We start from the raw sequence: 24,119 nt of genomic DNA, 5'->3' as shown, positions 1-24,119 counted from the left end.
TTCGACTCTTCCGCAACAAGGGGGCGTTGCCGTCACGGCAGTGGTCACGGATGCCCCGGATGGCGCATCCCCGGAGGGCCGGAAGGGGCATGCTGGGTGCGGGCGCCGGCGCGAGGCAGGGCCGGGCCGCAGGTTCGGCCGAGCGGTTGCAGCGCGTGGCGAGGAGGGCCCCATGTCCCCGATTCCGGCGATCCCGTTGATCCCGTCGCTCCCCAGCAGGGAGGACGTGGTGCGCATGGCGCGCAACACGACCGACATCACCGGCCAACTGCTCGACACGGCGGGGAACATCACCAGAATCGCCGTCAACACGTTCGATCCCCGGGACGGGTCGGGGGCGGAGGTGCTGCGCGTCCTGCGCGAGACGACGGCCGAGCTGGCCGAGGCGAGCGCCTCCCCGCAGGCGCAGGAGGCGTTCTACCGGATCGTGGACACGCTCACGCGGCTGGGCACGAGTGGGGCGCCGCTGGCGGTGCATCCCGTGAGCGAACCGGCGCAGGCGTTGCTCGCCGCGCTGGGCGACAGTCTGTTGCCCATCCTCGACGCGGTGGAACCCGCCGTGGAGGAGGCGGCCGTCGCGCTGGGGGAGCTGGTGGAGGCGACCTCGCCGCTGCTGCCCGCGGCGGCGGGGGTCGCGGCGGGGGCGCTGCTCGCGCTGACTCCGGTGGTACGGGCCGCCGCGGACGTCCTGCGGAGTTCGTCGCCCGAACTCCGGCGCATAGCCGACGCGTTGACCGCTGCGCTGGCTCCGCTCCTGCCGTTGCAGGTGGCGCTGGCGGAGCGGGCGGCCGCGGCCGGGGCGGGGGTCGTGCGGGCCGGGCTGCCTCCCCTCGCCGATCTCACGGAGGCGGCGGCCGCCGCGATGACGGCGGTCCGCCCGCTCCTCATCGCGAGCGAGGAGCTCCTGGTCTCCGGCCTCGAACACCTCCAGCCGGTCCTCCTCGCCACCGCCTCCCGCGCGGGGCGCGTCGCCCGGGCGGCGGCCGTCCGCGTCTCGGCCGCGGCCTCGCCTGCGGCGGAACGGGGAGTGGTGGTCGCGGTCACCCCGGTGTAGTTCGCCCCCTCCGCACCTACCCGTGGTGGCTGGCCGCGCAGTTCCCCGCGCCCCTTTTTAGGGGCGCGGGGAACTGCGCAGTCTTTTGGCGGGGGTCTGGGGGCGCAGCCCCCAGATACGGGACGGGTAGGGGCGGAGGGGGCGAAAAACCCACCCATCCGCACCCCCACCCACCGCCCGCTAAAGTTCCCCCCATGCGCGATCTTGGGGTGGGCTTCAACTACTTGGTGCAGGGCCAGCGATGGGTGGCCCGGCACGGGAAGCAGTACGGGTTCGGACTGGTCCCGGGGCTCATCACCCTTGTGCTGTACGCGGCAGCGCTCGTCGCCCTCGCCCTGTACGGCGAGGACTTCGTCACCTGGGCCACCCCCTTCGCGGACGACTGGACCAGCCCCTGGCCGGGTCTCTTCCGCGGCTTCCTCACCGCCCTACTCTTCGCCCTCGCCCTCCTCCTCGCCGTCCTCACCTTCACCGCGGTCACCCTCCTCATAGGGCAGCCCTTCTACGAGAACCTCTCCGAGAAGGTCGACCGCGACGTCTCCCCGGACGGCACGGCCCCCGAGTCGGGACTCCCGCTCTGGCGAGAGCTGTGGATCTCGGCGCGGGACAGCCTTCGTATCCTCGTAAGGGCACTCCTGTGGGGCGTGCTTCTCTTCGGCCTCGGCTTCGTCCCGTTCGTCGGCCAGACGGTCGTCCCGGTGATCGGCTTCTTCGTCACCGGGTTCTTCCTCACCGAGGAGCTCACCGCCGTGGCCCTCCAGCGCCGCGGTGTCGACCTCCGTGCCCGCCTCGCACTGCTCCGCTCCCGCAAGATGCTCGTCTGGGGCTTCGGCACCCCCCTGGGCCTGGCTTTCCTGGTTCCGTTCGTCGCGGTCTTCCTGATGCCCGGCGCCGTCGCGGGCGCCACCCTCATGGCCCGCGATCTCCTCGACGAGGAGACGGAGCCGGCCGAGGACGCCCCCGAAACCGCAGTCGCCCCCGAGGAGGGAGCCACCCCGTGACCGAGGTACTCGCCGTCGCCGTCATCACGGTCCTGGCCGTCATCGCCCCCGGCGCCGACTTCGCCATGGTCGTCCGCAACAGCTACCTCTACGGCCGCCGGACGGGGCTGTTCGCCGCCACGGGTGTCGCCGCCGGCGTCCTGGTGCACGTGACGTACACGATGCTCGGCGTCGGACTCCTGATCGCGTCCTCGACCGCCCTGTTCACCGTGATCAAGCTGATCGGCGCGGCGTACCTCGTCTACATCGGCGTACGCACCTTCCGGGCGCGGGGAGACGTCGAGGTCGACCTGGCCAACAAGACGACCCTGACCCCGTTCGCCGCCCTGCGCACCGGCTTCCTCACCAACGTCCTCAACCCCAAGACGACGCTCTTCGTCGTCTCGACCTTCGCCCAGGTGGTCAGCCCCGGCACCCCGGTCTACCAGCAGGTGGGCTACGGGCTGTTCATGTCCTTCGCCCACCTGCTGTGGTTCGGCGTCGTCGCGGTCTTCTTCTCGCACGACCGGATGCGCACGCTGATGCTGCGTGGCCAGAAGGTCCTGAACAAGGTCATCGGATCGGTCCTGGCCGGGCTCGGCATCAGCCTCGCGTTCGCTCCGTCGCACTAGCCGGAGCCGCAGCCGCAGCCGGAGCGGGACCGGGCGCCGAAGCGGTGGCGGTCGCGTCCACCGCCACCGTCAGGATCGCCCGCACCTGAGCGATGATGTCCAGCCGGTTCCGCACGAACTCCGGATCGGTGACCGTCCCGGTCGCCGGATCCGTGTTGCCCGTGCCGAACTGCAGCACCGGCGTGTGCACATGCCCTCCGGGGAGTGTGGAGTGCAGCCCGAGGCGGTCGCGGAGCAGCGTCGCGCGGTAGGCGATCTCGTTGGAGAGGTAGTTGCCGCCGCCGGCGCGGGCCGTGGAACCCGGGGTCGGGCCGTCGGGGCGTACGACAGGCTCCGTTCCGCCCGCCGGGATCTCGGTCACCGGTGTGTTGTCGTACACCGGGAAGCGGCCGGTGTTCGCGGCGACGATCTCCTGGTACGGGAGTGTCGTCGACGTCCACTGCGGCTGCGAGGCCGGGTCGGTGACCGGGACCGTCTCGGTCACCGAGAGGTTCAGGTTGTCCGGGTAGCCGCCCCGCCAGGCCCCGTTGGTCCGCTCCACGTCGAAGCGGCCGACGCGGCCCTGGCTGACCGTCGTGAACAGGTCCACGTGCGGAAGAATCGGCCGCAGCGTGCGCTCCACCGTGCCTCCCCCAGAGCTGAACGCCTGGGAGGTGCCCCCGGTGAAGTCCTGCCAGCGGACCGGGAACATGGCCGTCTCGACGCGCGCCGGACCGTCCGCCGTCTGGATCGTCGTGCCGTCGAGGGCGAGCGCGGTGGCCCCGGAGGGATTGGAGATCCGGATGTCGCGGTCCAGCGTGAACGGGTCGAAACCGGTGACCAGGATCCGCTTCACACCCTTGGCATGCGGGTAACGGATGGCGTTCTGGCCGCGCGAGTTCCGCTCCAACGCGTCCAGCAGTTCGCCGCGTTGGGCTCCGGAAAGGCCGAACTCCGGTTCCCACTGGCGTACTTCGCGCGTCATGCCGAGCCGGGCCCAGTACAGCGGCCGGTCGTCGTCCCGGCTGAGGTCTCCGCCCGCCGGACCCCGGCCCTGCGCCCGGTCGACGGCCCGCCGCCACAGCCGCGCGCCCTGCTGTACGACGACGTGCCGGGCCTGCTCGTACGAGTCCGCCCTGCCCAGCGCCCGCGCGAACGCCGGTGCCACGGTGTCGAACCCGGAACGCCGCAGGATCTCCTGGGGTGCCGTCCTGTCGAGCCGCTGCTCCTCGACGGTGGAGTTGTCGGCGGCCGACGCGCTGGGCGTGGCCGTCAGACCCGCGAGCAGGGTCAGTCCGAGTACGCCGATCCGAACGCGTATGTGAGTCAAGGGAGTTCGGGCCTTCCGTCGCAGTGGGGTGCTTCCGGACGGCGGAAGTATCCCGTGACGGCTGGGGCGTACGCCATGGTGCGTGACGGGTGCGGCACCGGGGAGGCCTGATGAAGTCCCCTGGTCCGGGAGCCCTTGGTGTCCGGATCAAGTCGCCCTGGTGCCGGGAATCCTGGCGGCCGAATCCCGCAGTGCGGCCAGAAACGCCTCGGCCGCCGGTGCCAGGGACCGCCCGCGCACCGTCGCCGCGTACACCGCCCGGGCCGGCGCGTCCTCGTCGAGTACCGGCAGCAGCGCGATGTCGGGCCGTACGGACTCCGCGGCGAGCGCCGGGATCAGCGTCACCCCGAGACCGGCGGCGACATACCCCTGCTTGGCGGTCCACTCGGCCACGACATGCGCGACGCGCGGGCGGAACCCGTGCCGCAGGGCCGCGTCGAGCAGGGTGCCCTCGGGCCGGGATCCGCCGGATATCCAGTCGGCGTCGGCGAGTTGGGGAAGTCGTACGGAGGGCTCGGCGCAGAGCGGATGGCCGGCGGGGACGGCGACGTACAGGGACTCGTCGAGCAGGTGGTGCAGGGTGTAGGCGTCCAGCGGGGCGCGGCCCGTCGTCGAGACCACCGCCAGGTCGAGGTGGTCGGCCGTCAGCCGGTCCAGCAGGGCGGGGGTGAAGCCCTCCTCGCGGGTGAGCCGGACCCCGGGGTGGCGGGCCCGGAACGCCGCGATGGCCCGCGGTACGAGGGCCGCGTCCGCGGTGGCGAAGGCGCCCACCCGCAGCCGCCCGCCCGCCACCTTCCGCAGCGCGGCGAGCTCACGCCCCGCCCCGTGCAGCCGCTCGACCACCGACTCGGCGTGCGGTACGAGGACCCGCCCGGCCTCCGTCAGCCGTACACCCCGGGCGAGCCGGTCGAAGAGCGGGGCCCCGCCGAGTGACGCCTCCAGCGAGGAGATCTGCCGCGACACCGCGGACTGCGTCCACCCGAGCGTCCGCGCGGCCACGGTGAACGAACCGTGCCGGGCGACTTCGAGGAAGACCCGCAGCCAGACGGTCGAGAGATCGGGTACATCGTTCTGCCGACCCCTGGCGTCGACGGCGCCGACCATCCGAGTGTCATGCGAGTTCTGCATGACGCACATGCTAGACATTCGCTTGTCGCATCGCCTGTGGGTGCCTAGCGTCGAAGACATGGAAAAGATCGCTTTTCTCGGACTCGGCCACATGGGCGCCGCGATGGCACGCCAACTGCTCGGCACCGGGCACCCGTTGACGGTCTGGAACCGTACCGCCGCGAAGGCTGAGCCGTTCGTCGCCGAGGGCGCCACCCTCGCCGCCTCCCCGGCCGAGGCGGCACGGGACGCGGACGTGGTGATCACGATGCTCGCCGACCCGGCCGCGCTCGACGCGGTCGCGGACGCGATCGTGCCGGAGCTGCGCCCGGGCGCGTACTGGGTGGAGATGTCGACGGTCGGCCCGGACGTGATCAAGGAGCTGGCCGCCCGGCTCGGGGAGGGGGTGACGCTCGTCGACGCGCCCGTGGCGGGCAGCACCGACAAGGCCGCCGCGGGCCAACTCGGCATCCTCGCGGGCGGTGATGTGTCCCCTGTCGAGCATGTGCTGGCGCACTTCGGCACCGTCACCCGCACCGGACCGCTCGGCTCCGGCGCCGCGCTCAAGCTCGTCGTGAACGCCGCCGTGCTCGGCGGAGTCGCCCTCGTCGCCGAGATCATGGCCCTCGCCGACGCGCTGGGCATCGACGGGGGCACCGCCCGCACCGCCCTCGCGAACGGCCCGCTCGGCGGCGCCGCCGCCCGCGCCTTCGCCGAGGGCGTGCACTTCGACACCTCGCTCGCCGTCAAGGACGCCGACCTGGCGACCAAGGCGGCCCGACTCCCGGTCATGGAGGCGGTGTTGGAGCACTTCAGGCGGGCCGCCGCGGACCCGGACATCGCCCACGCGGACATCGCCGAGGCCGTCACCCACATCCGTCGATCGAGCTGAAGGAACGCCGTGCAGATCACGCTGGACAACCCGGCCTCCGCGCCCCAGCCCGCCAACGCCTACTACTCCCAGGTCGCCCGCGTCGAACTCCCGGGCGCAGGTGCGCTGTTGTATCTCTCCGGCCAGGTGGCGGACGGCGAGGACCTGGCCACTCAGAGCCGTGGCGTCTTCGAGGCCATCGGCGCCCTGCTCAAGGCGCACGGCGCGACCCTCGCCGACATCATCAACATCCGTACGTACCTGACCGACATCGACAAGCTCGCCGAATACGGCGCCGTACGCCGGGAGTTCCTCACCGGCACCGCACCCACCAGCATGACCTTCGAGGCTTCCCGCCTCTTCAAGCCGGACGCCCTGATCGAGGTCGAGGTCGTCGCCGCCGTCCCCGAGAGGTGACCTCAGTCGTCGCCCAGCAGTGCCAGGAAGTCCCGGAACGCGCCAGGCATGTCCACCGACTCCGGATCCAGCAGCCACTGGTACTGGAGTCCGTCCATCACCGCCACGAGCAGGGGGCGGTGCGCTCGGGCGTGAGTCCGCTCGGCAGCCGCTCCCCGTACTCGGCGCGCAGCACCGCCGCCATGCTCGCGCGCACCCGCGCGTACCGCTCGGTGAAGTACTCGCGCGCCGGATGTCCCTCCGTGACGCTCTCGCCGAGCAGTGCCGAGAAAGTCTGGATGATCCCGGGCCGCATGGCGTTGTACTCGACCAGTGAGGCGAGCAGATCGACCCGCCACTGGGTGTCCGGCACGGCGTCCCACTGGTCGCGCTCCTTGAGGACGGCGACGAGCAGGGCGTCCTTCGTAGGGAAGTAGTGCAGCAGTCCCTGCTGGGTCAGCCCCACGCGCTCCGCGACCGCGGCCAGGCTCGCGCCCCGGTAGCCACGCTCGGCGATCACCTCCAGGGCCGCCCGGACGATCTCGGCGCACCGCGCCCTCCTTTGCGGCTGAACCGCCGCCGCTCTCGCGGATGTGGTTGCTGGCCTTGGGGGTTGCTCAATTGATGGTTGCGGTTCCGATTCCCTCGCAAGCGACCGAGGCAGGATTGAAGGCGTCCATGGACTTCAACGAGGAGGTACCGCGATGGTGGCAACTCCGGCCGATCAGGCCCGCCAGGCGGTCGTCGAGGCGGCCCTCGGCAAGCTCGACCTGGACGCGAAGGCGAGGCTGCTGTCCGGCCAGGACATGTGGTCGCTGCCCGCGCTCCCCGAGATCGGGCTGAAGTCCCTGGTCATGTCCGACGGTCCGATCGGCGTCCGCGGAATCCACTGGACCGCGGACGACCCGTCCATCGCGCTCCCGTCCCCGACCGCCCTCGCCGCCACCTGGGACCCGGCCCTCGCCCACCGCGCCGGCGCCCTGCTCGCCCAGGAGGCCCGCCGCAAGAAGGTCCACGTCCTGCTCGCCCCGACCGTCAACCTGCACCGCTCCCCGCTCGGCGGGCGCCACTTCGAGGCGTACAGCGAGGACCCGTATCTGACCGGCCGGATCGGCAGCGGTTACGTGCGGGGCGTGCAGTCCGGCGGCGTCGGCACCACCGTCAAGCACTTCGTCGCGAACGACGCCGAGACCGACCGCTTCACGGTCAGTAATGTGGTCTCCGAACGCGCCCTGCGCGAGCTGTACTTGGCCCCCTTCGAGGCCATCGTCGACAACGCCCACCCCTGGGGCATCATGACGGCCTACAACTCGGTCAACGGCACCACGATGACCGAGCACCGCTACCTCGTGAACGAGATCCTGCGCGGCGAATGGGGCTTCGACGGCTTCAACGTCTCCGACTGGATGGCCGCCCGCTCGACCACCGCCGACATCGAGGGCGGCCTCGACGTCGCCATGCCCGGCCCGCAGACCGTGTACGGCGCACAGCTCGCCGCCGCCGTGCGCGCCGGTGAGGTCGAGGAGGCCAAGGTCGACGAGGCCGTCCGCAACGTGCTCCGGCTCGCCGCCCGCGTCGGCATCCTGGAGGGCGCCGAGCCGGTCGTGACCGAGCCGCCCGCTCCCATCGACGGCGAGGCGCTGGCCCGCGAGATCGCCCGCCGCGCCTTCGTCCTGGTACGGAACGAGCGGCGGGCCCTCCCGCTGAAGCCCGGCACCGTCGCCCTCATCGGTGCCGCGGCCCGCGATGCCCGCGTCCTCGGCGGCGGCTCCGCCACCGTCTTCCCCTCCCGGATCGTCTCGCCCCTCGACGGCCTGACCGCCGCTCTCCCCGAGGGCAGCCTGACGTACGCAGTCGGCGCCGACCCGACCGAGGAACTCGCCGTCGCCGACAAGGGGTTCGAGCTGCGCGCCGTCTGCCGCGACACGAACGGCGAGATCATCGGCAGCGGCTCCGCGCCCAACGGCCTGATCCAGTGGATGGGCAACGACCTCCCCGAAGGTGTCACCCACGACACCCTCCACACCGTCGAACTGACCGGCACCTTCACCCCGCGCGACAGCGGCCCGCACACCTTCGGCATCAAGGGCCTGGGCGCCTTCACCCTCACCGTCGACGGCACGACGTACTTCGACGACGCCCAGCGCACCGACAAGGACGACCCCTTCGAGGCGTTCTTCGGCGCCCCGGTGCCCCGCGCCCAGGCCGAACTGACCGCGGGCCGGCCGGTCGAGGTCTCCCTCACCCACGTGGTCACCCTCCCCGAGGGCATCCCGATGAAGGTCGTCGGCTTCGCGCTAGCCCACCAGGAGCCGCAGCGCGACCCGGACGAGCTCATCGCCGAGGCCGTCGAGGCCGCCCGCGCCGCCGACAGCGCAGTCGTCGTGGTCGCCACCACCGACCGCGTCGAGTCCGAGGGCTTCGACCGCAGGGACCTCCGACTCCCGGGCCGCCAGGACGAGCTGGTGCACGCCGTCGCCGCCGCCAACCCGAACACCGTCGTGGTCGTCAACTCCGGCTCCCCGGTGGAACTGCCGTGGCGTGACGAGGTCGCCGCCGTACTGCTGAGCTGGTTCCCCGGCCAGGAGGGCGGCGCCGCGCTCGCCGACGTCCTCACCGGCGCGCACGAGCCGGGCGGCCGGCTGCCCAGCACCTGGGGCTCCTTCGCGGACGCCCCGGTCACCCAGGTGGTCCCGGCCGACGGCGAACTCCGCTACACCGAGGGCGTGTTCATCGGCTACCGCGCCTGGGAGAAGGAGGGGAAGACGCCCTCGTACCCCTTCGGACACGGCCTCGGCTACACCGACTGGACGTATGAGTCCCTGAAGATCGCGGGGACGACCGCCACGATCCGTGTGCGCAACTCCGGTGAGCGAGCCGGGCGCGAGGTCGTCCAGGTCTACCTGGCCCCGGTGGAGGCCGACGCCGAGCGGCCCGCCCGCTGGCTCGCCGGCTTCGCGGGCGTCGAGGCCGGACCGGGCGAGAGCGTCGAGGCCGTCGTGGAACTCCCACGCCGCGCGTTCGAGATCTGGGACGAGAACGCCAAATCGTGGGCGTTTGTGAAGGGTTCGTACAAGGTTCAGGCGGGCCGTTCGATCACCGACCGCCGGGTCGCGGCGGCGATTAACGTCTGATCCGGGACAAGCTCCCCACCGAGCAGCCCCGGTCCGGAACCTGACCTCCGGGCCGGGGCTCGTGGGCTCTCCGACACCTGTGGCAGACTCGCGGGCCGACACACGCCGTTTCGGGGGAGAAGCGCATGTACCCAGGTCAGCAGCAAGGTCCGTACCCGCCTCAGCAGGGCCACCCGCAGCAGGGATACCCCCAACAGCCGTACCAGCCCTACCCGCCTCAGCAGGGCCACCCGCAGCAGCCGTACCCGCCCCAGCAGGGCCACCCACAGCAGCCGTACCCGCCTCAGCAGGGCTATCCGCAGCAGCCGTACCCGCCTCAGCAGGGCTATCCGCAGCAGCCGTACCCGCCCCAGCAGGGCCACCCGCAGCAGGGATACCCCCAACAGCCGTACCAGCCCTACCCGCCGCAGCCGGGACCCCAGCAGCCGATGGCCCCGCAGCAGCCGATGGCCCCTCAGCAGAACCTGGGCGACGCCCGGATGACGCTGGACCCGAACCTGAGCGCCGGTCAGCGCGAGCTGGTGCTGAAGATCCAGCAGGCCAGCAAGGTGTACGCGTTCGGCTTCGTCCTGGGCATCCCGCTGACCTTCGGCGGCGCCCACTACGGCATCACCGAGAAGCCGATCGGCTTCGCCGGGACCGCGCTCGGTCTCGTCGGCCTGGTCATCGGCGTCCTCGCCCTGATGAAGGCGCGAGGTCTCAAGGAGCAGCTGCGCCGGCTCACCCCGGACGCCTGGCGCTCCCCGGCCGCGCACCTGCCGAGCGCCCGCAAGGCGGCCACGCAGGCCGCGTACGTCAATGGCGTCCTGGTCCTGCTGTCCCTGAGCGCCGCCTGCTATCTGCTCGTCAAGGGCGCCGACTGGGGCGCGTACGGGAACTCGTTCGGCTTCGGCGGGCTGATGCTCGCCGCGTTCATCCCGCTCGGCATGGGGATCGCCGCCGCGACCACCATCCCGCAGCTGCTCCAGGTCGTCCCGGCCGGTGCCAGGGTCGGCCAGAGCCTGTACTCCATCATCATGGCGCTGGGGGCGCTGATCCTCTTCAACGGGATCAAGGGCTTCGACCCGCTTCCCATCGCCGTCGGCGGCACCGTCACCGCGATCTGCCTGGGCGCCATGTCGATCCTCGGCAAGGCGACCAAGCGGATGCGCGGCGAGAGCTCTTAGCGGCCGGAAGGCTCTAGTCGCGCACGCCGAATCCGAAGCGGGTCTCCGACTTGTACACCTCGCCCGGCCGCAGTTCCGTGCTCGGGAACTCCGGCCGGTTCGGGGAGTCGGGGAAGTGCTGCGTCTCCAGCGCGACGCCGTCGCCGGGAGCGAATGGGTCGCCCAGGTGGTCCGCGGTGTAGAGCTGCAGCCCTGGTTCGGTGGTCGCCACGGTCAGCACGCGCCCGGAGGCCGGGTCGTGCAGCTCCGCGACCTCGGCGGCCGTCGCCGTGACCCCCTTGTCGAGCACGAAGTTGTGGTCGTACCCGGCGCCGACCCGCCGCGCCTGCCGGAAGTCGAAGCGCGTGCCCTCGACGGGGGCGAGCTCCCCGGTCGGGATGAGGTCCGCGTCCACCGGCGTCAACCGCGCGGCGGCGATGCGGACTTCGTGCCCGCCCGCGCTTCCCGAGCCGCTCAGGTTCCAGTAGGTGTGGTTCGTCAGGTTCACCACGGTCGGCGCGTCGGTGACCGCCTCGTACGCGATCCGCAGCGCGCCGTCCTCGTCGAGGGTGTACGTCGCCGAGACCTCCAGGCGGCCCGGGAAGCCCTCCTCACCGTGCGGGCTGACCCGGGTGAGCCGGACGCCGTGCTCGACCGGCTCGGCGTCCCACGCGCGCTTGTCGAAGCCGAGCTCGCCGCCGTGCAGGGAGTTGGGCCCGTTGTTCTGGGCGAGGTAGTAGGTCAGTCCGTCGAGCGGGAAGCGGCCGCCCGCGATCCGGTTCGCGTACCGCCCGACCAGCGCCCCGAGGTGCGGCTCCGGATGGGTGAGGTAGCCCGCCAGGTCCGGGAACCCCAGCACCACGTCGGCGGCCCGCCCCTCCCGGTCGGGAACCGCGGCCGACTGCACGATCCCGCCGTACGTCAGGACCCGCACCCGCACGCCGGACCGCTCCAATGTCCAGCGGTGGACCGGGGTGCCGTCGGGAAGGGTGCCGAAGATTTCGCTGTGCATGATCGAAAGCCTAGGCCAGCGATCTGTGCGAGAGCGGTCAGGCCACCGGCTTCTTCGCCGTCACCATGCGGTACGCGATCTCCGCCAGCCGGGCCTGGCCGTCCTTGCTCGGGTGGAACCAGTCCCAGTGGCTCAACTGGTCCGTGCCGAAGCGGTAGTCGAAGACCGCACCCCCGTCGAAGCGGCAGCGCCGGTCCTTGGCACAGACCTCCCGAAGGACCTCGTTGTACGCCTCCACCCGGTCCTGCACGCTGGCGCGCCGCAGGGTCGCCGCCGAGTCCAGGGCGTCCGCGTCGTCCAGCATCGAGGGACAGATGCCCAGCTTCCACACCTGCTTGCCCACCGGGTTGGTGCGGCCCTGGGACCAGAGCCGCTTCAGGTCCGGCACGCTCGACACGTACACCTGCGTCTTGGGCAGGGCGCTGCGCAGTGTCTGCATCGCGTCCTCGAAGTCGGTGCGGAAGTCGGCGACGGAGGTCATCGCCGAGGCGGAGGTGCGACAGGCGTCATTGGCGCCCACCATCACCGTGACCAGCTCCGGCTTCTTGGCCGCCGCCTGGGCCATCTGGCCTGGCAGGTCCGCCATCCGCGCACCGGTCATCGCGTAGTTCCAACTGCGCTCGGCGGCCCCCGCCGTGCCGAGCAGCCGTACGGCGAGACTGCGGACCTTCGTGTCGCTGCCCGTCGCCCAGGACGCCTCCGGGCAGTCCGACAGCACGGTGCACGCGTCGAAGCCGCGGGTGATGGAGTCGCCGACCGCGGCCACCGACTGCGGGCTGGTGTCCCAGGTGGGCTTCGGGGAGGGCAGCGCCTTCGCCGTCGTACCTCTTGGCGCCGGGGAGTTGCCACCGGAGGCGTCGCACCCGGCGACACCCAGCAGAGCCGCCGCCGCGACGGCGAGGACGGCCCGTGAACGGTGGCTGCGGTTCCGCATCCCCTGGTCCCCTCGTTCGATGTGCAGGGTCGATCGCCACCCCTTGGACACGGTCGGTCAGCACGCGCGTCCCGTTGGGTGAAACCTCGGTGTTTCCAGGCGTCGGGACCGACGGTACGTCACACTCCTTGCGCCGCCGCACGGTAGCCTCGCCCCGTGGCCGCCCCGCCACTGCCGTTCCGCTAAGTTACAAGATGTCTCGCTCTGTCCGGAGGCCCCAGTGACGACACGTGGAGTTCTCTACGTGCACTCCGCGCCCCGCGCGCTGTGCCCGCACGTCGAGTGGGCGGTCGCGGGGGTGCTCGGCACGCGCGTGAACCTCGACTGGATCCGGCAGCCCGCCGCACCGGGCACCTGGAGATCCGAGTTCTCCTGGAAGGGCGAGGTCGGCACCGCCTCCAAGCTCGCCTCCGCGCTGCGCGGCTGGCATCTGCTGCGCTTCGAGGTCACCGCCGAACCGTGCCCCACGGCCGAGGGCGAGCGCTACAGCTGCACGCCCGAGCTCGGTATCTTCCACGCGGTCACCGGAATCCACGGAGACATCCTGATCCCCGAGGACCGCCTGCGCGCCGCCCTCCTCCGCTCCCAGCGAGGCGAAACCGACCTGGAGGCCGAACTCGCCAAGCTCCTCGGCAAGCCCTGGGACGACGAGTTGGAACCCTTCAGGTACGCGGGCGAGGGTGCCCCGGTACGGTGGCTGCACCAGGTGGTCTGACGTATAGGCACCTGTCTTGCAAGCGTCTGGCTTTCAAGCGCCCTGTGCAGGACCGCCCCTCAAGGGGCGCGGGGCTGTATCAATGTGCGGCTCCGCCGCGTGGGCGCGACCAGCCCGAACAGGCCCGCAGCCGGCAAACAACAGACATCAAACGGCGTGTGGCCCGTACTCCCGAACAAGGACTACGGGCCACACGCCGTTCAGTACAACTACGGCCTCAGACAGACCGGAAAGCCAGCACCACGTTGTGCCCACCGAACCCGAACGAGTCGTTCAGGGCGGCGATCCGTCCCTCGACAGGCAGCTTGCGCGCCTCACCGCGAACGATGTCGGCGGCAGCCTCCGCCTCGGGGTCGAGGTTGTCGACGTTGATGGTCGGCGGCGCGACCCGGTGGTACAGCGCGAGCACGGACGCGACCGACTCCACGCCGCCCGCGCCACCGAGCAGGTGCCCCGTCATCGACTTGGTGGCGGACACCGCCATGTGGTCGGCGTCGTCGCCGAACACCTTGCGCAGAGCCTTCAGCTCGGCCACGTCGCCGGCCGGCGTCGAGGTCGCGTGCGCGTTGACGTGCACGATCTCGGCCGGGTTCAAGTCGGTGTTGTCGAGGAGGTTCTGCAGTGCGTGCGAGATGCCGCGGCCCTCGGGCTCCGGCTGCACGATGTCGTGGGCGTCGGCCGAGATGCCCTGGCCGACCGCCTCCGCGTAGACACGGGCGCCGCGCTTGGCGGCGTGCTCGGCCGACTCCAGGACGAGGACGCCGGCGCCCTCACCGAGGACGAAGCCGTCACGGGCGACGTCGTAGGGGCGCGAGGCACCCTGCGGGTCGTCGTTGTTCTTGGACATCGCCATCATGTTGCCGAACGCGGCGATGGGCAGCGGGTGGATGGCCGCCTCGGTGCCACCGGCGACGACGACGTCGGCACGGCCGGTGCGGATCATCTCGATGGCGTAGCCGATGGCCTCGGCGCCCGAAGCACAGGCGGAGACCGGGGTGTGCACGCCGGCGCGGGCGCCGACGGCGAGGCCCACATTGGCGGACGGGCCGTTCGGCATCAGCATCGGCACGGTGTGCGGGGAGACACGGCGTACGCCCTTCTCCTTCAGCACGTCGTACTGGTCGAGCAGGGTCGTCACGCCGCCGATGCCGGAGGCGATGACCGCGCCCAGCCGGTCGGGGTCGACGTTCGGGTCCTCGCCCGCCTTGTCGGTGTAACCGGCGTCCGCCCAGGCCTCCTTGGCCGCGATCAGCGCGAACTGCGCCGAGCGGTCCAGGCGGCGGGCCTGCGGGCGGGGAATGACCTCGCCCGGCTCCACGGCGATCTGCGCCGCGATTCGGACCGCCTGATCGGCGGCCCACTCCTGCTCCAGGGCGCGGACACCGGAACGTCCGGCGACCAGGCCCTCCCAGGTAGAGGCTGCGTCGCCACCCAGCGGTGTGGTTGCGCCGATACCGGTGACGACCACGGTGCGATTGGTCGGGCTCACGGGAATTCTTTCTCCAACGGATACGAGGATTCAGCGGCGCCACCGCCGGGTGGCGGGGCATACAGCCCAGGCGGACCAAGGGCTTTCAGCCCGGGTGAACCGGGCCTTCAGCCCAGGTGATCGGAAGATCAGGCCTGGTGCTTGAGGATGTAGTTCGTCGCGTCACCGACGGTCTTGAGGTTCTTGACGTCGTCGTCCGGGATCTTGACGTCGAAGCGCTCTTCGGCGGCGACGACGACCTCGACCATGGACAGCGAGTCGACGTCCAGGTCGTCGGTGAAGGACTTGTCCAGCTGGACGTCCTCGGTGGGGATCCCGGCGATCTCGTTCACGATCTCGGCGAGACCTTCGACGATCTCTTCCTGAGTGGCGGCCATGTCAGGCGCTCCTTCGGTATGTATCCAGAGGGTGTGGCGGTACTCCGGCCGGAGATGATCCGGACGGTGTGCCTAGGGGAGGGTAACGACCGTGGCGGCGTACACGAGACCCGCCCCGAAGCCGATGACGAGCGCGGTGTCGCCGCTCTTCGCCTCGCCGGTCGCCAGGAGCCGCTCCATCGCGAGCGGGATCGAGGCGGCCGAGGTGTTGCCGGTGGTGCGTACGTCGCGGGCGACCGTGACATGCGCCGGCAGTTTCAGCGTCTTCACCATCGAGTCGATGATCCGCTCGTTGGCCTGGTGGGGAATGAAGACATCCAGGTCGTCCGGGGTGATTCCGGCCGCGTCCAGCGCCTGCTGAGCGACCTTCGCCATCTCGAACACGGCCCAGCGGAAGACCGCCTGGCCCTCCTGCGTGATCGCAGGGAACTTGATCTCGCCCTTGGAATCGAGCGGAAGCTCCGAGACGTCGCCGGTGGGGGTGCCCCCGCTCGAGCGAAGTCGAGAGTGGGGGAGGAAACGGTCCCACGGCACCGTCTGCTTGATCGTGCCCGCCTTGTCGCCCTCGGAACCCCACACGGTGGGACCGATGTGCGGCTCCTCGGAGGGTCCCACGACGACCGCGCCCGCGCCGTCACCGAACAGGAAGGCCGTCGCGCGGTCCTCCAGGTCGGTGAGATCCGACAGCCGCTCCACGCCGATGACGAGGACGTACTCCGCCGAACCTTCGACGATCATGCCCTTGGCGAGGGTGAGGCCGTAGCCGAAGCCCGCGCAGCCGGCCGAGATGTCGAAGGCGGCGGCCTTGTTCGTGCCGAGCTTGTCGGCGATCTCGGTGGCGACGGCCGGGGTCTGGCTGAAGTGCGACACGGTGGAGACGACCACGGCGCCGATCTGGTCGGCGTTGATCCCGGCGTCGGCGATGGCCTTGCCGGACGCCTCGATCGACATCGCGGCGACGGTCTCCTCGTCGTTCGCCCAGTGCCGGGTCTCGATGCCGGAGCGCGAGCGGATCCACTCGTCGGACGAGTCGATCGTCTCCAGGATCACCTCGTTGGGCACGACCCGGACGGGGCGATAGCCGCCGACGCCGAGGATGCGTGCAAAGGGAGCACCCTTGGGCGCCTTGATCTTCGACATGCTCTCGGGCTCCTTCTCAGGCACTGTGCTCTGCGATGAGCTCGCGAGCCGCGTCGAGGTCGTCGGGGGTCTTCAGCGCCAGCGTGGCGACGCCGGGCAGCGCGCGCTTGGCCAGACCGGTCAGGGTGCCGCCGGGGCACACCTCGACCAGCGCGGTCACGCCGAGCTCCTTGAAGGTCTCCATGCACAGGTCCCAGCGGACCGGGTTGGCGACCTGGCCGATCAGACGCGCCAGGACGTCGGAGCCGGCCGTGACGGCCTGGCCGTCCTTGTTCGACACGTACGTGATCCGCGGGTCCGCCGGGTCGAGGCCCGAGGCGGCCTCGGCCAGCGCGTCGACCGCCGGGGTCATGTGGTGAGTGTGGAACGCGCCCGCGACCTTCAGGGGCACGACACGGCGTACGCCCTCGGGCTTGTCCGCTTCCAGGGCGGCCAGTTCCTCCAGCGTGCCGGCGGCCACGATCTGGCCCGCGCCGTTCACGTTCGCCGGGGTCAGGCCGAGCTTCTCCAGGTGCGGGGCCGTCGTCTCGAGGTCCCCGCCGAGCAGCGCCGACATACCGGTCTGTGTGACGGCGGCGGCGTCGGCCATCGCCAGGCCCCGCTTGCGCACGAGCTGCAGCGCGGTGGTGTCGTCGAGCACTCCCGCGAACGCGGCGGCGGTGATCTCGCCGACGCTGTGGCCCGCGACGGCACCGGGGCTGATGTCACCGAGTGCCGAGGCGGACAGGAGACCGGCGGCGACGAGGAGCGGCTGCGCGACAGCCGTGTCCCGGATCGCGTCCGCGTCGGCCTGCGTGCCGTAGTGGGTGAGGTCGAGCCCGATGGCGTCCGACCACGCGGCGAGGCGGTCGGCGGCGCCGGGGAGGTCGAGCCAAGGAGTCAGGAAGCCGGGCGTCTGAGCGCCCTGGCCGGGAGCGACGAGTACGAGCACTCTCACACTCTCTCTTGTGGACGGCCACGGCCGCCCGTGGGGACAGGGACGAAGAACACGAAGGGGAATTGTAGGTCCCCGACAAAAGGCTAGGTTTGTGGATCTCCATCGGCCAGACGCCCCAGGATCAGTGCGATTCGCAGCGTGAACGCGGAGCGTACATCCGAAGGCGACCAGCCGGTGACGTCAGTCACACGTCGGAGCCGGTAGCGCACGGTGTTGGGATGGACGAAGAGCATCCGGGCCGCGCCTTCGAGGCTGCTCGCCTGTTCCAGGTAGACGCTGAGCGTTTCCAGGAGCGCGGAGCCGGCCTCCTCCAGCGGTCTGTAGATCTCCTCCACCAATTGCTCGCGGGCGGACGGGTCTCCGGCGATCGCGCGTTCCGGCAGCAGATCGTCCGCCAGAACCGGCCTCGGTGCGTCCTGCCAGGCGAAACACGCCTTGAGTCCGGCGGCGGCGGCCTGCGCGGACCGCGTCGCGGCGAGCAGATCGGGCACGATCGGCCCGGCGACGACGGGCCCGGCGGCGTACGGCCCGATCAGCGACTTGGCGACGGCGAGCGGATTGTCGTTGCCGCCCGCGATGACGACGAGCCGATCGCCGAGCACACCGGTCAGTACCTGCACCTTGGCGTGCCGGGCGGCCCGCCGGATCGCCTCGACCGTCAGCTCGCTGTCACCGTCGGGCGCCGTACCCAGCACCACGCAGACATGTTCGGGAGAATTCCAGCCGAGGGCCGCGGCCCGGGAGACGGCACCCTCATCGGCTTCACCGGAGAGCACCGCGTTCACGACGAGCGATTCGAGCCGGGCGTCCCAGGCACCCCGTGCCTCCGCCGCCTGCGCGTACACCTGAGCGGTGGCGAAGGCGATCTCGCGGGCGTACACGAGCAGGGCCTCGCGCAGCACGGACTCGTCACCGGGAGCGGCGACCTCGTCGATCGCGCTCTCCATGACCTCGATGGTGGTCCGCACCATCTCGACGGTCTGGCGCAGGGTAATGGCCCTGGTCAGCTCCCGAGGAGCGGTCCCGAACACATCGGTGGAGATGGCCTGCGGGGCGTCGGGGTGCCGGAACCACTCGGTGAAGGCCGCGATACCGGCCTGGGCGACGAGACCGATCCAGGAACGGTTCTCCGGGGGCATGGCCCGGTACCACGGCAGCGTCTCGTCCATCCGCGCGATGGCCTGGGCGGCGAGGCTGCCGGACGACTTCTCCAGCCGCTTCAGGGTCGCGGAGTGCGCGTGGATGGCATGCGCTGGGCGTTCGGTGTTGCTGGATTCGGGTTCGGGCACGGGACAAGACTGCCTTATCAGGACGGAGCTGTGCGGCGGCGGGTCGCAAGTAAGCGCGGGGAGGGTGCCCGGCCGGGGCTACGGTGGTGGACGTGATGGACGTCCGCCGCGCCGACGAGCGCTACCGCGGAGGGGACCCGGCGGCCGGGATCTCCTCGCTCCACGCCTTTTCCTTCGGCCCGCACTACGACCCGGACAACCTCCGCTTCGGCGCGGTGATCGCCTGCAACGAGGAGTGGCTCGCGCCCGGCGCGGGCTTCGACGAGCACCCGCACAGCCACACCGAGATCATCACGTGGGTGGTGGAGGGTGAACTGACCCACCGGGACTCGGCCGGGTACGAGTCGGTGGTCCGCCCCGGCGACGTCCAGCGCCTCAGCTCGGCGGGCGGCGTCCGCCACGTGGAGCGCAACGACGGCTCGGAGCCGCTCACCTTCGTGCAGATGTGGCTGGCCCCGCTGGAGCCGGGTGGCGACCCGTCGTACGAGATCGTCCATGGCATCGCGGACTCCACTCCGTACGCGGTCCCCGAGGCGGGCGCCATGTTCCATGTGCGCCGCCTGACGGCGGGGGAGCGGACGGCGGTGCCCGACGCGCCCTTCGTGTACGTCCATTGCGTCCGCGGCGAAGTCCGCCTGGACGGCGAGGAGCTGGGACCGGGCGATGCGGCCCGCATCACGGAGGCGAAGGACCTGGAGGCGCTGGCGGGCTCTCCGGCGGAGCTGCTGCTGTGGGAGATGACGATTAGCTGACGTACCGTCAACTCAATCGTGCGTCACCCCAGACTGTCGAGCTCGCGCGTGAGGCGGGCTCCCTCGCGGGTCATGATCTCCGGGTCGCGCAGGGCGTTGGAGAGCAGCGCCATGCCCTGGTAGGCACCGACGAGCGCCAGCGCGTGGTCCTCGGGGTCGGCCACGCCGATCTGGCGGTACTGCACCTCCACCCACTCCAGCAGCTGACGGATGACCCGGCCGGCCGTGAGGTCGAGGCCGCCCTCGGCCCGTTTGTCGAGCTCCGCGGCGAGGGTGCCCGTGGGGCAGCCGTAGCGGGCCGCGGTGTCGCGCTGGGAGACCCACGCGTCGACGAGCCCCTTGAGGCGTTCACGCGGGTCGGCGAGCTGATCGAGCCGGCCGGTGAGGGTCTCCAGATGGGAGGCGTGCTCGGAGAGGGCGGCTTCGACCAGCTCGTCCTTGGTCTTGAAGTAGTAGTACACGTTGCCCGCCGGGACCTCGGCGGCGCGGGCGATGTCGGCGATGGTCGTGCGCTCCACGCCCTGCTCGTGCAGGACCCGGGCGGCGGCCGCCGTCAGTTGCCGCCGCTTGCCGGCCGCCTTCGCCCGGGGACCCCGGGATTCTTCTGAGTCAGTCACCCGACTAACTATAGACAGCGGTGGGTCGGACCGTGCTAGCGTCCTGCCCAACAGAGTTAGTCAGTCAACTAACTTACTCGGGATTCGGGGAGATCGACATGTTCGTAGTGACAGGGGCGACGGGGAACGTCGGGCAGGCGCTGGTGCGCACGCTCACCGAGGCCCGGCTGCCGGTGACGGCGGTGGCCCGGCACATCACGGAGGCCGATGTACCGCCGGGAGTCCGCGCGGTGGCCGCCGACCTGGCCGAGCCGGCCGGCCTCGGGGCCGCCTTCGAAGGCGGTGAGGCGCTGTTCCTGCTGGTCGCGGGTGAGGACCCGCACGGCATCCTGGCCGCGGCCAAGACCGCCGGGATCCGCAAGGTGGTGCTGCTGTCCTCGCAGGGCGTGGCGACCCGCCCGGAGGCGTACCGGCACCCGGACCGGTTCGAGGCGGCCGTACGGGAGTCCGGGCTGGACTGGACGGTCCTGAGGTCGGGCGGGATGGACACCAACGCCTTCGCGTGGGCCGAGTCGATCCGCACCGGGCGGGCGGCCGCGGCACCGTTCGGCGACGTCGGCCTGCCCTTCGTCGACCCCGACGACGTGGCCGCGGTCGCCGCCGCGGCCCTGCGGCAGGACGCTCACCTCGGGGCCACGTACACCCTGACCGGTCCCGCGGCGACCACCCCGCGCGAGCGGGCGGCTGCGATCGCGACCGCCCTGGGCGAACCGGTGCGCTTCACCGAGCAGACCCGCGAGGAGGCCCATGAGCTGATGGCCCGCTTCATGCCGCTGCCCGTGGTCGAAGGCACCCTCGCCATCCTGGGTGAGCCGACCGAGGACGAGCGGCGGGTCAGCCCCGACGTCGCACGCGTCCTGGGCCGGGAACCGGGCAGCTTCGCGGCGTGGGCGGAACGCAACGCCGGGGCTTTCCGGTGACGGTGCGGGGTGTCGGCACCGCGGACTGAACCGATGTTCTTCGCCCCCTCCGCCCCTGCCCGTTCCTTGGGGCTGCGCCCCTGACAGGGGTGCGGGGAACCGCGCGACAAGCCCCCACCCACCCGCAGCCGAAAGGCTGTTACGGGACGGGTAGGGGCGGACGGGGCGAAAAACCGCCGGGGACCTCAGCGCCGCAGCTCCGCCAGGACCGCGTCCGTGAACGACGTCCACGCCTCAGCGGCCCACGGCCCAAACGCCCTGTCTGTCAGTGCGACGCACGCGGCCCCCGCGTCCGGGTCGATCCACAGGAACGTACCGGACTGCCCGAAGTGCCCGAAGGTCCGGGGCGAGGACGAACTCCCCGTCCAGTGCGGCGACTTGGAGTCACGGATCTCGAAGCCGAGCCCCCAGTCGTTGGGGTTCTGGTGCCCGTACCCCGGCAGGACACCCTTCGTACCGGGGTACTGGACGGTCATCGCCTCCGCGACGGTCCGTGGGTCAAGCAGCCGTGGTGCCTGCACCTCGGCGGCGAACCGCACCAAGTCGTCCACCGTGGAGACGCCGTCCTTGGCGGGCGACCCGTCGAGCGTGGTCGAGGCCATGCCCAGCGGCTGCAGCACCGCCTGCCGCAGATACTCCCCGAAGGGAATGTCCGTCGCTTTGGCGATGTGGTCCCCGAGCACCTCGAACCCGGCGTTCGAGTACAGCCGCCGCTCCCCGGGCGCGGACGTCACCCGGTGCTCGTCGAAGGCGAGCCCGGAGGTGTGCGCGAGGAGATGACGGACCGTCGAACCGGGCGGACCCGCCGGCTCGTCGAGCTCGATGGCTCCTTCCTCGTACGCGACGAGCGCGGCGTACGCGGCGAGCGGCTTGGTGACGGAGGCGAGCGGGAAGCGATGCGTCACGGGCCCATGGGTCCCGAGCACCGTGCCGTCCGCGCGGACGACGGCCGCCGCGGCCGTGGGAACGGGCCAGTTCTCGATCAACGCCAGGCTGTGCAAGGACATGCGTACGAGCCTAATTCCTGGCGAAGGGCCCCGGCGACGTCGGGTGGATCTCACCGGGTGTTCGAGTGCTGGGAGCCGTGACGCCCTTTGCGAGCCGGGCTTGTAAGGCCTTCGCTTGGAGCGTGCGGACGGGGCCCACCAGCCACCGCTGGTCGAGGATGTACTCGGCAAGCAGATGCTTGTGAGGCGGCTAAGCGGCTCAGAGGTTCAGCCGCATCGAGGGGTCGTGCTTGCGCACGAACCCGAGGGAGGCGTAGAGCGGCTCGGCCTCGGCGGACGCGTTGAGGTCGACCTGGGCGGCGCCCCGCTCACGGAACCAGTCGAGGAGCGTCTCCATGCAGGCGCGGGCGTAACCGCGGCGCCGCGCGTCCGGATCGGTGGCGACGCTGAAGACGTGGCCCACCGCGCCGTGCGGATTGCCCGCACGCCCGATCCGGTACTCCAGGGTCCCGGCGACGAGCGCCGCGAGCGCGTCCGGGCGGTCGGGGTGGTCGACGACGAAGGCCGCGAAGTTCCCGCCGGGTTCGGCGAGCTTGCCGCGTATGGTCGGCAGCGACTCCGCGTGCCACTCGGCGGAGCCGTCCGCGGCGAAGACCGAATCGATCATCACCTGACGCAGCCGCAGCACTTCCTCGGCGTCCTCGGGCACGGCACGGCGTACGAGACTCATGATCCGCACGGTAGTTGCCGAGGCCGGGCGGCGTCTCCGGAATTCCCCCGGATTCCGCTTGCTTGGAGTGCACTCCAAGGTTTTAGCGTGGGGGTCATGACGGTGATGGAGACCACGGCCGAGGCCACCGAGACCGGCGCCAGGACCAGGACCGACGTCTGCGCGGCGCCGCCCGACCGGCACCGGCGCCCGGACGGCCAGGACAACTACACGATCAGCGAGGTCGTCGCGTTCACCGGCCTCACCGCGCACACCCTGCGCTGGTACGAGCGGATCGGCCTGATGCCGCACATCGACCGCTCGCACACCGGCCAGCGCCGCTACAGCAACCGCGACCTGGACTGGCTGAGCCTCGTCGGCAAGCTCCGGCTCACCGGGATGCCGGTCGCCGACATGGTGCGGTACGCGGAACTGGTGCGCGAGGGCGACCAGACCTACACCGCGCGCTACGAACTCCTGGAGGCGACCCGCCGGGACGTCAAGGCCCGGATCGCGGAGCTCCAGGACACGCTCGCGGTGCTCGACCACAAGATCAGCTTCTATGCGGACGCCGGGCGGGCCCTGGCGTCGGAAAGGCCGTGATGACGGACAGCGAGATCTCCAAGGTGCGGCTCGGCGCCGGGGGCCCCGAGGTAGGTGTGCAGGGACTCGGCTGCATGGGCATGAGCTGGGCGTACGGCCCCTCGGACGCGGACGAGTCCCGGGCCGCCCTGGAGCGGGCGCTGGAGCTGGGTGTCACGCTCTACGACACCGCGGAGGGTTACGGCGGCGGCGAGAACGAGAAGTTCCTGTCGCCGTTCTTCAAGGCCCACCGGGACGAGGTCGTGATCGCGACGAAGTACGGCCTCACGGTCCCGGCGGGCGACCGGACCAAGCGGATCATCCGCAACGACCCGCCGTACATCCGCCAGGCCGTCGAGGGCAGCCTCAAGCGGCTGGACGTCGACGTGATCGACCTCTACTACATGCACCGACGCGATGTGAACGTGCCGATCGAGGAGAGCGTCGGCGCCATGGCCGAGCTGGTGCGCGAGGGCAAGGTCAAACACCTGGGGCTGAGCGAGGTCACCGCCGGGGAGCTGCGCGCGGCGCAGGCCGTGCACCCGATCGCGGCCGTGCAGTCGGAGTGGTCGCTGTTCAGCCGGGACATCGAGGCGAACGTCGTGCCCGCCGTCCGTGAACTGGGCGTGGCGCTCGTCCCGTACTCGCCGCTGGGCCGGGGCTTCCTCACCGGTTCCTTCGCCAACGCCGACAAGGACCTCTCGGCGGACGACGTTCGCCGCACGCACCCGCGCTTCCTGGGGGAGAACGCCTCCGCGAACGCCGCGCTGCTGGACCCGATCCGAGCCGTTGCCGAGGCCCACGGTGCCTCGGCGGGCCAGATCGCCCTGGCGTGGGTCCAACAGCAGGCGACCGTCCACGACTTCGCCGTCGTGCCGATCCCGGGCACCACCAAGCGCACGCGGGTGGAGGAGAACACGGCGGCCACGCGCATCGTGTTGACGGATGACGAGCTGGGCCTGCTGGAGCCGATCGCCGCCAAGGTCGCGGGTGACCGCTACCCGGACATGTCGTTCGCGTCGGCGGGCCGGGAGTAACCGCGTTTTTCGCCCCCTCGCCAAAAGATCCCGC

Annotated in this window: 24 protein-coding genes and 1 pseudogene; 12 read left to right on the top strand and 13 right to left on the bottom strand. The window is 71.2% G+C overall.

Features of this window, described 5'->3' with window-relative positions; translation table 11 throughout:
* Nucleotides 1-172: 172 nt before the first annotated feature.
* From ACZ4RZ_RS43775 to ACZ4RZ_RS43765, 3 genes are all read left to right on the top strand, one after another.
* The gene (locus ACZ4RZ_RS43775; protein WP_467753140.1) at nucleotides 173-1,054 is read left to right on the top strand and encodes a hypothetical protein; all 882 of its coding nucleotides are present in this window, start codon (nucleotides 173-175) and stop codon (nucleotides 1,052-1,054) included.
* Between the two features lie 194 nt (nucleotides 1,055-1,248).
* Complete coding sequence (locus ACZ4RZ_RS43770; protein ID WP_467753139.1) at nucleotides 1,249-2,055, top strand: EI24 domain-containing protein; 807 nt, start codon at nucleotides 1,249-1,251, stop codon at nucleotides 2,053-2,055.
* Nucleotides 2,052-2,666 carry a LysE family translocator gene (locus ACZ4RZ_RS43765; RefSeq protein WP_467753138.1) on the top strand — a complete coding sequence of 205 codons (615 nt, stop codon included), beginning with the start codon at nucleotides 2,052-2,054 and terminating at the stop codon, nucleotides 2,664-2,666. The genes ACZ4RZ_RS43770 and ACZ4RZ_RS43765 overlap by 4 nt, the downstream gene beginning before the upstream one ends.
* Here ACZ4RZ_RS43765 and ACZ4RZ_RS43760 read toward each other — a convergent pair.
* Complete coding sequence (locus tag ACZ4RZ_RS43760; protein WP_467753137.1) at nucleotides 2,638-3,975, bottom strand: pyroglutamyl-peptidase I; 1,338 nt, start codon at nucleotides 3,973-3,975, stop codon at nucleotides 2,638-2,640. The two genes, ACZ4RZ_RS43765 and ACZ4RZ_RS43760, sit on opposite strands and share 29 nt — an antisense overlap.
* Nucleotides 3,976-4,122: 147 nt before the next feature.
* A complete protein-coding gene (locus ACZ4RZ_RS43755) occupies nucleotides 4,123-5,079 on the bottom strand; it encodes a LysR family transcriptional regulator (protein WP_467753161.1) in 957 nt (318 codons plus the stop codon).
* An 82-nt stretch (nucleotides 5,080-5,161) separates the two neighbouring features.
* Between ACZ4RZ_RS43755 and ACZ4RZ_RS43750 the strand changes: the two genes are divergently transcribed.
* Together ACZ4RZ_RS43750 and ACZ4RZ_RS43745 are read left to right on the top strand one after the other, a co-directional pair.
* A complete protein-coding gene (locus ACZ4RZ_RS43750; protein ID WP_467753136.1) occupies nucleotides 5,162-5,974 on the top strand; it encodes an NAD(P)-dependent oxidoreductase in 813 nt (270 codons plus the stop codon).
* A gap of 9 nt (nucleotides 5,975-5,983) precedes the next feature.
* Entirely contained in the window at nucleotides 5,984-6,370 is a 387-nt protein-coding gene (locus tag ACZ4RZ_RS43745) for a RidA family protein (RefSeq protein WP_467753135.1), read from the top strand.
* 2 nt (nucleotides 6,371-6,372) lie between these two features.
* Here ACZ4RZ_RS43745 and ACZ4RZ_RS43740 read toward each other — a convergent pair.
* Nucleotides 6,373-6,890, bottom strand: a pseudogene (locus ACZ4RZ_RS43740) (TetR/AcrR family transcriptional regulator).
* Between the two features lie 163 nt (nucleotides 6,891-7,053).
* On the opposite strand from ACZ4RZ_RS43740, the gene ACZ4RZ_RS43735 reads away from it, so the two are divergent.
* Complete coding sequence (locus ACZ4RZ_RS43735) at nucleotides 7,054-9,483, top strand: glycoside hydrolase family 3 protein (RefSeq protein WP_467753134.1); 2,430 nt, start codon at nucleotides 7,054-7,056, stop codon at nucleotides 9,481-9,483.
* Between the two features lie 125 nt (nucleotides 9,484-9,608).
* Nucleotides 9,609-10,649, top strand: coding sequence for a hypothetical protein (locus tag ACZ4RZ_RS43730; protein ID WP_467753133.1), 1,041 nt, complete (start codon nucleotides 9,609-9,611; stop codon nucleotides 10,647-10,649).
* Nucleotides 10,650-10,662: 13 nt separating this feature from the next.
* Here the strand turns inward: ACZ4RZ_RS43730 and ACZ4RZ_RS43725 are convergent, their stop codons facing one another.
* Together ACZ4RZ_RS43725 and ACZ4RZ_RS43720 are read right to left on the bottom strand one after the other, a co-directional pair.
* Nucleotides 10,663-11,640, bottom strand: coding sequence for an aldose epimerase family protein (locus ACZ4RZ_RS43725; RefSeq protein WP_467753132.1), 978 nt, complete (start codon nucleotides 11,638-11,640; stop codon nucleotides 10,663-10,665).
* 37 nt (nucleotides 11,641-11,677) lie between these two features.
* A complete protein-coding gene (locus ACZ4RZ_RS43720; RefSeq protein WP_467753131.1) occupies nucleotides 11,678-12,574 on the bottom strand; it encodes an SGNH/GDSL hydrolase family protein in 897 nt (298 codons plus the stop codon).
* Nucleotides 12,575-12,794: 220 nt separating this feature from the next.
* Here ACZ4RZ_RS43720 and ACZ4RZ_RS43715 point away from each other — a divergent pair, with 220 nt between their 5' ends.
* The gene (locus ACZ4RZ_RS43715) at nucleotides 12,795-13,289 is read left to right on the top strand and encodes a DUF3145 domain-containing protein (protein ID WP_467753130.1); all 495 of its coding nucleotides are present in this window, start codon (nucleotides 12,795-12,797) and stop codon (nucleotides 13,287-13,289) included.
* A gap of 217 nt (nucleotides 13,290-13,506) precedes the next feature.
* Here ACZ4RZ_RS43715 and fabF read toward each other — a convergent pair whose 3' ends face one another.
* The 5 genes from fabF to fasR all read right to left on the bottom strand — a co-directional run bounded on the left by fabF (nucleotide 13,507) and on the right by fasR (nucleotide 18,521).
* Nucleotides 13,507-14,778, bottom strand: a complete 1,272-nt coding sequence (gene fabF / locus ACZ4RZ_RS43710) for a beta-ketoacyl-ACP synthase II (RefSeq protein ID WP_467753129.1) — start codon at nucleotides 14,776-14,778, stop codon at nucleotides 13,507-13,509.
* A gap of 128 nt (nucleotides 14,779-14,906) precedes the next feature.
* Nucleotides 14,907-15,155 (bottom strand): acyl carrier protein, encoded by a 249-nt coding sequence (locus ACZ4RZ_RS43705; RefSeq protein WP_189185313.1) that lies wholly within the window; start codon nucleotides 15,153-15,155, stop codon nucleotides 14,907-14,909.
* Nucleotides 15,156-15,227: 72 nt separating this feature from the next.
* Nucleotides 15,228-16,295 carry a beta-ketoacyl-ACP synthase 3 gene (locus ACZ4RZ_RS43700; RefSeq protein WP_467753128.1) on the bottom strand — a complete coding sequence of 356 codons (1,068 nt, stop codon included), beginning with the start codon at nucleotides 16,293-16,295 and terminating at the stop codon, nucleotides 15,228-15,230.
* A gap of 16 nt (nucleotides 16,296-16,311) precedes the next feature.
* A complete protein-coding gene (locus ACZ4RZ_RS43695) occupies nucleotides 16,312-17,226 on the bottom strand; it encodes an ACP S-malonyltransferase (protein WP_467753127.1) in 915 nt (304 codons plus the stop codon).
* An 89-nt stretch (nucleotides 17,227-17,315) separates the two neighbouring features.
* Nucleotides 17,316-18,521 (bottom strand): fatty acid biosynthesis transcriptional regulator FasR, encoded by a 1,206-nt coding sequence (gene fasR, locus ACZ4RZ_RS43690; protein WP_467753126.1) that lies wholly within the window; start codon nucleotides 18,519-18,521, stop codon nucleotides 17,316-17,318.
* 95 nt (nucleotides 18,522-18,616) lie between these two features.
* Here fasR and ACZ4RZ_RS43685 point away from each other — a divergent pair, with 95 nt between their 5' ends.
* Nucleotides 18,617-19,273 carry a pirin family protein gene (locus tag ACZ4RZ_RS43685; RefSeq protein WP_467753160.1) on the top strand — a complete coding sequence of 219 codons (657 nt, stop codon included), beginning with the start codon at nucleotides 18,617-18,619 and terminating at the stop codon, nucleotides 19,271-19,273.
* Nucleotides 19,274-19,296: 23 nt separating this feature from the next.
* On the opposite strand, the gene ACZ4RZ_RS43680 is transcribed toward ACZ4RZ_RS43685, so the two are convergent.
* Nucleotides 19,297-19,890: a TetR/AcrR family transcriptional regulator gene (locus tag ACZ4RZ_RS43680; RefSeq protein ID WP_467753125.1), complete on the bottom strand. Its 594-nt coding sequence runs from the start codon at nucleotides 19,888-19,890 to the stop codon at nucleotides 19,297-19,299.
* A gap of 98 nt (nucleotides 19,891-19,988) precedes the next feature.
* Here ACZ4RZ_RS43680 and ACZ4RZ_RS43675 point away from each other — a divergent pair, with 98 nt between their 5' ends.
* Nucleotides 19,989-20,810: an NAD(P)H-binding protein gene (locus ACZ4RZ_RS43675; protein ID WP_467753124.1), complete on the top strand. Its 822-nt coding sequence runs from the start codon at nucleotides 19,989-19,991 to the stop codon at nucleotides 20,808-20,810.
* Between the two features lie 185 nt (nucleotides 20,811-20,995).
* Here ACZ4RZ_RS43675 and ACZ4RZ_RS43670 read toward each other — a convergent pair whose 3' ends face one another.
* The gene (locus ACZ4RZ_RS43670; RefSeq protein WP_467753123.1) at nucleotides 20,996-21,817 is read right to left on the bottom strand and encodes a serine hydrolase domain-containing protein; all 822 of its coding nucleotides are present in this window, start codon (nucleotides 21,815-21,817) and stop codon (nucleotides 20,996-20,998) included.
* A 199-nt stretch (nucleotides 21,818-22,016) separates the two neighbouring features.
* Entirely contained in the window at nucleotides 22,017-22,487 is a 471-nt protein-coding gene (locus ACZ4RZ_RS43665; RefSeq protein WP_467753122.1) for a GNAT family N-acetyltransferase, read from the bottom strand.
* A gap of 96 nt (nucleotides 22,488-22,583) precedes the next feature.
* Here ACZ4RZ_RS43665 and ACZ4RZ_RS43660 point away from each other — a divergent pair, with 96 nt between their 5' ends.
* Nucleotides 22,584-23,069 (top strand): MerR family transcriptional regulator, encoded by a 486-nt coding sequence (locus tag ACZ4RZ_RS43660; RefSeq protein WP_467753121.1) that lies wholly within the window; start codon nucleotides 22,584-22,586, stop codon nucleotides 23,067-23,069.
* Nucleotides 23,069-24,085 (top strand): aldo/keto reductase, encoded by a 1,017-nt coding sequence (locus ACZ4RZ_RS43655; RefSeq protein WP_467753120.1) that lies wholly within the window; start codon nucleotides 23,069-23,071, stop codon nucleotides 24,083-24,085. Before ACZ4RZ_RS43660 ends, ACZ4RZ_RS43655 begins: the two co-directional genes overlap by 1 nt.
* Nucleotides 24,086-24,119 lie beyond the last annotated feature (34 nt).

This window comes from Streptomyces sp. NPDC027189 (genome assembly GCF_055566975.1).
This window is presented reverse-complemented; position numbering and strand designations above follow the sequence as displayed.

Bases quoted from the DNA above. Each gene is read 5' to 3' on its own strand.
- ACZ4RZ_RS43775 (WP_467753140.1), top strand. From the start codon at position 173: ATGTCCCCGATTCCGGCGATCCCGTTGATCCCGTCGCTCCCCAGCAGG.
- ACZ4RZ_RS43770 (WP_467753139.1), top strand. From the start codon at position 1,249: ATGCGCGATCTTGGGGTGGGCTTCAACTACTTGGTGCAGGGCCAGCGA.
- ACZ4RZ_RS43755 (WP_467753161.1), bottom strand. From the start codon at position 5,079: ATGGTCGGCGCCGTCGACGCCAGGGGTCGGCAGAACGATGTACCCGAT.
- ACZ4RZ_RS43750 (WP_467753136.1), top strand. From the start codon at position 5,162: ATGGAAAAGATCGCTTTTCTCGGACTCGGCCACATGGGCGCCGCGATG.
- ACZ4RZ_RS43735 (WP_467753134.1), top strand. From the start codon at position 7,054: ATGGTGGCAACTCCGGCCGATCAGGCCCGCCAGGCGGTCGTCGAGGCG.
- ACZ4RZ_RS43730 (WP_467753133.1), top strand. From the start codon at position 9,609: ATGTACCCAGGTCAGCAGCAAGGTCCGTACCCGCCTCAGCAGGGCCAC.
- ACZ4RZ_RS43725 (WP_467753132.1), bottom strand. From the start codon at position 11,640: ATGCACAGCGAAATCTTCGGCACCCTTCCCGACGGCACCCCGGTCCAC.
- ACZ4RZ_RS43720 (WP_467753131.1), bottom strand. From the start codon at position 12,574: ATGCGGAACCGCAGCCACCGTTCACGGGCCGTCCTCGCCGTCGCGGCG.
- ACZ4RZ_RS43705 (WP_189185313.1), bottom strand. From the start codon at position 15,155: ATGGCCGCCACTCAGGAAGAGATCGTCGAAGGTCTCGCCGAGATCGTG.
- ACZ4RZ_RS43700 (WP_467753128.1), bottom strand. From the start codon at position 16,295: ATGTCGAAGATCAAGGCGCCCAAGGGTGCTCCCTTTGCACGCATCCTC.
- ACZ4RZ_RS43685 (WP_467753160.1), top strand. From the start codon at position 18,617: ATGGACGTCCGCCGCGCCGACGAGCGCTACCGCGGAGGGGACCCGGCG.
- ACZ4RZ_RS43675 (WP_467753124.1), top strand. From the start codon at position 19,989: ATGTTCGTAGTGACAGGGGCGACGGGGAACGTCGGGCAGGCGCTGGTG.
- ACZ4RZ_RS43670 (WP_467753123.1), bottom strand. From the start codon at position 21,817: ATGTCCTTGCACAGCCTGGCGTTGATCGAGAACTGGCCCGTTCCCACG.
- ACZ4RZ_RS43665 (WP_467753122.1), bottom strand. From the start codon at position 22,487: ATGAGTCTCGTACGCCGTGCCGTGCCCGAGGACGCCGAGGAAGTGCTG.
- ACZ4RZ_RS43660 (WP_467753121.1), top strand. From the start codon at position 22,584: ATGACGGTGATGGAGACCACGGCCGAGGCCACCGAGACCGGCGCCAGG.
- ACZ4RZ_RS43655 (WP_467753120.1), top strand. From the start codon at position 23,069: ATGACGGACAGCGAGATCTCCAAGGTGCGGCTCGGCGCCGGGGGCCCC.